The organism is Falsiroseomonas sp. E2-1-a20, from assembly GCF_051433195.1.
Classification (GTDB): domain Bacteria; phylum Pseudomonadota; class Alphaproteobacteria; order Acetobacterales; family Acetobacteraceae; genus Falsiroseomonas.
Genome location: NZ_JBHMFT010000083.1, coordinates 1 through 8,050, shown reverse-complemented (window position 1 = coordinate 8,050; position 8,050 = coordinate 1). Strand labels below are relative to the sequence as shown.

General features: G+C 67.2%; 6 protein-coding genes. All 6 read right to left on the bottom strand.

Features of this window, described 5'->3' with window-relative positions; all coding sequences use genetic code 11:
• Positions 1-362: 362 nt before the first annotated feature.
• A complete protein-coding gene (locus ACFHPP_RS29715) occupies positions 363-3,188 on the bottom strand; it encodes a Calx-beta domain-containing protein (protein WP_437166841.1) in 2,826 nt (941 codons plus the stop codon).
• Positions 3,189-3,335: 147 nt separating this feature from the next.
• Complete coding sequence (locus ACFHPP_RS29710) at positions 3,336-3,596, bottom strand: hypothetical protein (RefSeq protein ID WP_437166840.1); 261 nt, start codon at positions 3,594-3,596, stop codon at positions 3,336-3,338.
• Entirely contained in the window at positions 3,593-4,360 is a 768-nt protein-coding gene (locus tag ACFHPP_RS29705) for a hypothetical protein (RefSeq protein ID WP_437166839.1), read from the bottom strand. The genes ACFHPP_RS29710 and ACFHPP_RS29705 overlap by 4 nt, the downstream gene beginning before the upstream one ends.
• Positions 4,361-4,571: 211 nt before the next feature.
• A complete protein-coding gene (locus ACFHPP_RS29700; RefSeq protein ID WP_437166838.1) occupies positions 4,572-5,003 on the bottom strand; it encodes a hypothetical protein in 432 nt (143 codons plus the stop codon).
• Positions 5,004-5,638: 635 nt separating this feature from the next.
• Positions 5,639-6,079, bottom strand: a complete 441-nt coding sequence (locus tag ACFHPP_RS29695; RefSeq protein WP_437166842.1) for a GNAT family N-acetyltransferase — start codon at positions 6,077-6,079, stop codon at positions 5,639-5,641.
• 106 nt (positions 6,080-6,185) lie between these two features.
• Positions 6,186-7,736: a GMC family oxidoreductase gene (locus tag ACFHPP_RS29690; RefSeq protein ID WP_437166837.1), complete on the bottom strand. Its 1,551-nt coding sequence runs from the start codon at positions 7,734-7,736 to the stop codon at positions 6,186-6,188.
• Positions 7,737-8,050 lie beyond the last annotated feature (314 nt).

Sequence of the window (8,050 nt, the reverse complement as noted above, 5' to 3'; positions counted from 1 at the left end):
GTCAGTCTATACTTCATTTGGGACAATCAATTACGGCACAACCCTGTCCTCTGCCCACGGCGATGAGGCATCTGGCCTCCGGCAAGGCTATTCGCGGAGCGCGTGGTGTGACGCATTGTCGTCGGACACCGCGACATCGAAGCCGCCCGGCAGACGCCCTCCCGCGCCTGTAGGGCCTCGGAAGTCGTGGCCGGGTCATGGGTGGCCGGCGGGTGCGGACCGCGAGCACCCCGCCATCCAGGTCGCGCGCCTGCCACCCACCGTAGTCGGCGCCAAGGCGGGTCCCACAAAAATCCAGACCACGCTCGCACTCAGTGCATGCCCGCGACCGGCAGGTCGCGCCGCCTCGCATCCAGCTGTAGTTAGAGACCGCCGGTCAACGGGCTTCCATCGGCCATGATCGGCTGCAAGGCATCGAGCTTCGCCTGGTTCACGGTGATCCAATCATCCGCGAGAATGCCGCCGGTGTCGCCGGAGTTCGGGTTCCAGGACCACCAGGTCCAGCTCACGCCCTCCTCATCCGCCGGAATGTTCAACTGGCCATCGGCGTCAAAGTCGCCAGCCAGGTAGGGAACAATCCGCTCCATCCAGGCGATATCCTTCGGGTCCGTCAGCCTGCTGCCGAACTCGCCCAGCAGCACGGGGGCGATGTCCTCGCGGTAGATGTAGCCCCAGTACTGGTCGAAGATCGCCTCCAGATTGTTCGGGAAATTGGCATCCTGGAACCAGGGCTGCCCGTAGATCGAGTTCGGGTAGTCGTGCGGCGAGTAGACCACGCGGTTCGGCACATCCAGGGTCACCGGGTTGCTGGCCACGCCGGTCAGGTTGCCGCCCCACCAGTAATTGCCGCCCACGCCCTCGACGATGATGAGCAAGTCCGGGTTGACGGATTGGATGGCGTTGCCGGCACGCGTCGCCGCGGCTTCCCAGTCATTGCCGCCGCCGCCGCCCCAGGTTGCCGCGTGCGGTTCGTTGGCGAGGTCGGCGCCGATGACGGTGGTGTTCCCGGCGTAGTGCGCGCCGAGCATCTTCCAGTTCTCGATCCACTTCGCGTCGCCATAAGCCGAATCGTACCAGAGGCCGTTGCCGTTGGGGCCATTCCCGGCGGAGCTGCGATGGTGATCGAGGATGATCTTCAGGCCGATGGCGCCGGCATAGTCCACGATCTTGTCCATCAGCGCGAGCCCGCTCAGGCCCTGCAGATCCGGGTTCAGGTTGTAGTTGATGCCGTTCGGCGTGTTGCGGCCGGGGTCGAGCAACTGATCGGAGAAGGGCAGCCGGATGGTGTTGAAGCCCAGCTCCTTCATCTGGTCCATCATGTCGGTGTAGCTGCGCGTGTGCAGGCCGTACGGTGTGAAGTCCGTGGTCTCCATGCCGAACCAGTTCACGCCGGCGATCTTCACCGACACCCCGGCGTCGTTGAGGATCTGGTTGCCCTTGGTATGGAAGTAGCCGGGCTGCGGGGTGGCGGGGGGCGTTGGGCCTGCCGTGTCGGTATCCAGGATGGTTCCACGCGCCGTGCCATCGGCAATCGTGGCGCCGGAGGGTGCGGAGAGGATGACGGAGTAGGTCTCCGTCGCTTCGGGCGTGGTATCTCCCAGCACCGCCACCCTGACGTTCTTGCTGGTCTCGCCGGGGGCGAAGGTCAGGGTGCCGGTGGCGGCGGTGAAGTCGCTTCCTGCCAGGGCGGTGCCGTTGCCGGTGTCGAAGCGGACAGTGACGGTCGTGGCGGCCGCCTCGGACAGGGTGACGGCGAAGACGGCGTCGACGCTGCCGAGATTGCCTTCGGTCACGCTGGCGTCGGCGATCGAGATCGCCGGCAGGGCGGCCGGCGGCGGCGTGACAGGCGGCTGGGGCGTGCCCACGCCTGCTCCGTTGAGCGTCAGCTGGCTGATGTCATGCCCGCCCGTGGTCGCCGCCTGGAAACCGAAATTCACGGTCTGCGAGGGCGCCACGGTGCCGTTGTAGGCGGCGTTGCGCAGGACGTACTGCGTGCCGACATGGGAGACGATCTCCGCACCCCAGATATTCGTGATGTCGAAGCCTGCCTCGAAGGCCACCGTCCAGCCGTTGAGCCCCCCCGTGGCCGCTGAAACCCGCACATCCGCGACGAAGCCGTTGCCCCAGTCATTGGGCACCGCATAGGTCACCGTGCCGCCCGCGGATGGCGGGGGCGCTGTCGCCACGTCGTCGTTCCGGATCGTGGCGGCGGCACCGGACCGCGCCAGCGTCGCACCGACCGGGTTCGAGAGCGTGAGCCGGAAGGCTTCATCCCCCTCCACCATCGTGTCTCCGAGAACCGCGACCGTGACGCTTTTGCTCGTCTCGCCCGCTGCGAAGGCCAGGATGCCGGATTTCGCGATGTAGTCGGACCCCGCCGCGGCCGTGCCATCCTGGGTGGCGTAGCCAATGGTCACGGGCCCCGCCGCGGCCTTGGACAGGGTGACGACGAAGGTCGCCAGCTTCTGGCCGCTGTTGCCCTCCGTCAGGGAGATATCCGCGATGGTCGCCGCCGGTGGCGTGACGGGCGCCGGATCGTCGTTCTGGATCGTCGCCAGGCCGGTCGCCTTTGCCAGGGTCGCGCCCACGGCATTGGACAGCACCAGCGTGAAGTTCTCATTCGCCTCGAACAGCGTGTCGCCGATGATTTTGACGACGACCGCCTTGCTGGTCTCACCGGGGGCGAAGGTCACCGTGCCGCTGGCTGCCAGGAAGTCCGATCCGGCCGCAGCGGTGCCGGCCTGCGTGGCGTAGGCCAGCGTCACGGGAACGGCGGAGGCCTTGGACAGCGTGACCTGGAAGACGAGTTCGGCCTGGCCCGAATTGCCCTCGGTGATGGCCACATCCGCCACGCTGGCCGCCGGAGGCTCGACGGCGGGCGGAGGCGCCGTGCTCCCCACGGGCTCGCCGTTCAGCACGTAGCCGGCGGGTGCCGCCCCCGGGGAGGCAATGAAGCCGAACGACACCGATGACCCGGCCGGAACAGAGGCGTTCCAATCGAGGTTCCGGATCACGTAGTGGTTGCCGACATGCGATACGATCTGCGCGTTCCAGATCTGCGTGATGTCGTAGGCGGCGTCGAATTCCAGTGTCCAGCCGTTCAGGGCCTGGTCGGGGGTCAGGGAGAGACTGGCCTGCAGGCCGCTGCTCCAGCTGTTGGTAACGGCATATCCGACACGGGTCGCCATGAAGTGCTCCTGATTAGGCCGCTGGGGCGGGCCATCGTAAATCGTTGCCGTCTCGATGGTAAGCCGCCGCGTCCGGCCCTCCCAATGTGTACGGATGGTCGAGGATGCCCTGCAGCAGGCGGCGAGGGCGATCGTGATGCGCCGGCGTCAAGCCTGCGGTCGCCCCTCCGCCTCAGCGTCAGCCAGGCTGCCGCCGACGCCCTGAGCCGTACACGCGGCTTCCGCCTCGCGGATCAGGGCATCGAGGTCGGCGACGATGCGCCGCGCCTGGCCGCGCAGCCTTTGCCCGGCGATGGCCTCGGCGCTGCGGCGCCCGTGCTTCCACGTCGCCTTGCGGCACCGCTCCAGCCCCTCCGGCGTTCGCGCGCCGGGCCGGTGCGGGATGCCGGGCGGGAGAGGGTCGCTCACTTTCGACCCCCCCTCCCCCGCTTCATCGTGCCGGCGACCACCGCCTGCCCGCCGTCCGCCACCGTGATGTGCTGCACAGTGACCGTCTGCCGGCCACCATTCCGCAGGCGATCCAGGACCAGCGCGCCGCGCTGCGAGCATTCGAGCACCCGCGCCGCCGCCCTCGCCATCCTGGCCGCCTCGATGCTCTGCGTCTGGCTTCGCTCTTCGGGCACCCAGGGCGCAGCCAGCATCGTGGATGCATGCGCCTTGGCCAGCATCTCCATGCCGAGCACCTGCGTCGCCGCAATCTGCTGGACGAGATTGCGCTCCATCGCAGTCTGCGCGCCGATGCTCTCCCCCAGCTCCAGGGCCAGCGTGAGCGCCGATTTGGAAACTCCTGCCGTCATCATCATCCGCCGCTCGCTGCCCTCGGCGGCCAGCATGTCGGGGGGCTGCTGCACAGCCTTCTGGAACACGTCCGGTCCAAACTCTGGTGACGGCGCCACCACCACCTCGCCGCTGTTGCCCTCGACCAGAGGGGCCCCGGCGGCGAGCAGCGGATCGCATTGGCGGTCCGACTGGCGCTCGAGGTAGTCCGCATCATGGTCCTCGCGGTCCGCGCCGGCCCCGTCGCCTGCATTCCGCATCTGGCGGGCACGGTGGCGCCGCGTGGTGGCTGTCGCCCTCAGCACACGGGAGAACACACCGCTGCCATCGCGGATGGGCTTGCCGGCCAAGCGGGGCAGGTTGGGATCATGGGGGATATCCGGATCGTCGCTCACGCCTGACCACTCCTTGCCCTACAGGACCTAAAGTAGATCTTTCAGGGCAAGACATCCACCTTAACGCCTGTTTCCATTGGCAATTAGCCACGGAAGCTGAGATGGCGTCACCTTGGTGGCGCATCGCTGCCGAAAGAGGTGAGCCGCGGGTTGCGAACGAGGACGCAGGAGTCGAACCAGGCGCCGCCGGTGAACTTGGTCGAGAAGGTGCTTACTCCTCCGGCTCCTCGGCAAGCTCCACCACCCAGGCTGGCAACGGCTCGCCCAGAACGCGGAACACCCCGTTTGCCAGGTTCCAAAGGTGGACCTCGTCGCCACTCGGGTGGCGCGAGTGCCAGAGCAACACCTGGGCCTGGGCCAATAGGCCGGCGGGGGTGGTGACGTGTGCATGCGTAATCACAGCCATTCGCTCGTGATAGCCTGTAGCGCTCGCAGAATAGGTTTCGAGTTCGCGGCGATCAGCAGCGGACCATGGCTTGGCCATGCCGTAGAACCGGACCAGTTTCCGCTCTTTTGCCAGCTCATCTGCGATGAACCTTTCCGCAAGCTGTACCACCTCAGCGTCTCCCGACAGCGCCGCGACGCCGCCCGCCACGAGCTTCTCGGCGGACGGGCTCAAGACGTTGATGCTTGTATCAGGCATGATGCGGTCTTCCCGTGGCCGCGTTGCACTCAAGCCGGGCGAAGCTGTCTGGTCCCGCGCGGTATATTACCTTAAGCGTTACTTACCGCTATGCGCAATGCGGGATATGCCCTAGGTCTCTACCAACCTCCAATTGTTCTCGTGGATGATAGATGAAGATCCGTGAGCTAGGGCTGGATGAGGGCATCACCCTCCAATGCGACGCCTGCCAGTCGACCGTCAGATGGTCAAAGGCCAACCTGGAGAGGGTATTGGGAGCCTGGGCGGACCTCCACCACATCGACCACCATGAGCGGCTACGCTGCCGAGGGTGCGGCCGGGCGCCTTCCAACGCCTGGCCGTCGTGGCAGCCACGGTGAAGCAGCCGCCGTGGGCGATCCGTTAACGCCATCGGTTTCCCGTGCCTCTAAGTTATGTATTCGGCTCTGTGGCGCAGGGAGCGCAGGTAGGCGACGAACGCCTGCAGGTCGGCGGGGTCCATCCTGGCCCAGACCGGGGCACGCCCACTCATGGGCAGCGCGAGCCGCCGCCCGTCGGCCGAGACGCCGCGCGTGATCGCGCCCAGGATCTGCTCGTCCGCTGTCCCATCATCATCATGCACCCCATCCGCGGATACCGTTCGCTTAAGGGCTGCCTCAATCAACCTTGGGCGGAGAAACGTCATCCAATCGCTTGGTCATCCACAGACGATCCACAGTAGCAGTCGGCTCGCGACCTGTGATGGAGTAGCCCAGGCGTAAGTACAACTCGACATTCTGCTGCATCACCACCGCCGTGGTCAGCTTCACTTCGCGGTAACCCCGGCGACGGGCCTCCTCTTCAACAAAGCGCATTAAGCAGCGGCCGAAGCCGCGGTGCTGCGCATCTGGCGCAACCGCAATGTTGTGTAGGAACAGGTACTCCTCCATGTCTTCGATGATAACGACACCTATTGACTTGCTGTCCGCTTCCAGCAGCCAGGCTTGACCTTTTGCGCATCGCGCCTCGTAGTCGTCGTCCATCGGTCTTGGTCTTCGGCCGACTGCCGCGATCCATCGGGTATATGCCTTGTCAACGATTGCCGCGATGTTTCCCACATCGTCCGGTCGGGCAAGGCGGATGCTCTCCGAGAAGTTTGGCTCACGCTGCAACACTACGGCTCCTTCCAGAATGATCGGCGGCTGAGGATTGCGATGGGCACGCTCAGGGGCCGCCGAGCTCCCTGCGGATCCACAAGCCGATTCGCTCACCCATCATCATCACTGTCAGGTTTGGAGGCACGGTTAGACCGCGCGGCATGAGCGAGGCGTCCGCGATCCATAGGCCGTCTATGCCGTGGACGCGGCCGCGTTCGTCGGCCACGGCGAGTGGATCGCCCTTCGGGCCCATCGGGGCCGTGCCGCATGGATGGCTGAACGATCTCAAGTTGGCGATGATGTAGTCACGCAGCAGCGCGTCCGAGCGGACGACTGCCTCGTCCAGGCCCGCCACCCGCCGGCTCTCGGCCGCGACGGGCGCCGCGCGCGCAATGCGCCAGGCGAGCCTCACGCCTTCGGCGAGGGCGCAAAGGTCCGCTTCCTCGCGGTCGAACCCCAACTCGACTACGGGGGCGGAGAACGGGTCAGCGCTTCGCAGCCGTAGCCGGCCGTGGCCGCGGGGGTCCATCAGCGCGACGTTGACCAACGCAACCACCGACGCGCCACCGGCTTCGACGACTAGCCCTGGGGATCCGCTGATGTCGAGGAAGCTGACGAGGGCGAGGACGAGCGGCGTGCCATCGAGCGCGCTCACGCGCGCGACCATCTGGAAGCGCGGATCGCGCAGCGGATCGCACTGCCCGGGCTTTGGCACCAGCAGCACCGGAACCGCGGGATGTTCCCACAGCCGCGCCCCGACTCCGGGCCGGTCGAGCTGCGGTGTGATCCCGAGCACGGCCAGCTGCGCCGCCGGGCCGATGCCCGAGCGCAGCAGGATTGCCGGCGTGCCCAGCGCGCCGGCGCAGAGCACAACGCCGCGCCGCGCCACTAGCAACTCGCCGCTCGCCAGGACCACGCCCTCCGCGCGTCCATCCTTGATCAGCAGCCGCCCCACGGTGGCCTCGCCGCGGATCGCGAGGTTTGGCCGCCGACGCGCCGGCTCCAGGTAGGCGAGCGCGGTAGAGATCCGGGTATTGTCGGCGCGGCGGTTCATTGGCCAGGGCCCGACGCCGCCGCTGATCCGGACATCGTTATGGTCGGCGACGGCGGGGAGACCGAGCGCTTCGCGGCAGGCCGCGGCGAAGGCTCGCTGCAGCGGGATCAGCTCCTGCTCGCGGTACCGGCGGATCTCGATAGGCCCGTCCCGGCCATGTGGGCCGAGGTCGGGCGCGTCGACGTCGGCTTCGGTACGGCGCAGCCAGGAGCGGACTTCCGCCCAGTTCCAGGCGAGATTGCCCAGCGCGGCCCAGCGATCGAGGTCCGCCGGGCGCGGCCACATCGCCGCAGCAGCGTTGATGGCCGAGGTGCCGCCGACCACCCGGCCGCGGCGGTATGGCATGGTCTGGCCCTCGGCGGGGATGGCGCTGTAACCCCAATCATGCGCCATGCCCGCTAGCCGCCCGGCGTCGAGGAGGTCCGGAGGCATGGTCCCCTCAGTGCCGTGGTCCACGCCCGCTTCCAGCAGCAGGATCGACAGCGCCGGGTGCTCGGCGAGACGCGCGGCGACCGGCCCGCCCGCCGAGCCCGCACCGACTACGATCACGTCGGGAATGGCCATGCCGAACCCTCCAGTCGCGCCCCACCTTAGGCGGGGCGGGAGGACGAAAGCACCGCAAACCTCAGCTGATCCGCGCTATGGCTGCTTACTGTGAGTGGAACCCATATGCGGATCTTGGAGTTTTGCAGCGCGCGGGTTCAGCCAGTGGTCTTGCCGCACGCCATCCCGCCAACTCACCATCGGGCTCTGAGGAGCCGAAACGCGAAGAGCCCCATGACCTCGTGGTGAGGTCATGGGGCTCTGGGCGCCCTCCGCTGGGGAGGGCTGGGATGGGCGGCTACTCCGCCGCGGGGGGGGGGGGGGGGGGAAAAAAA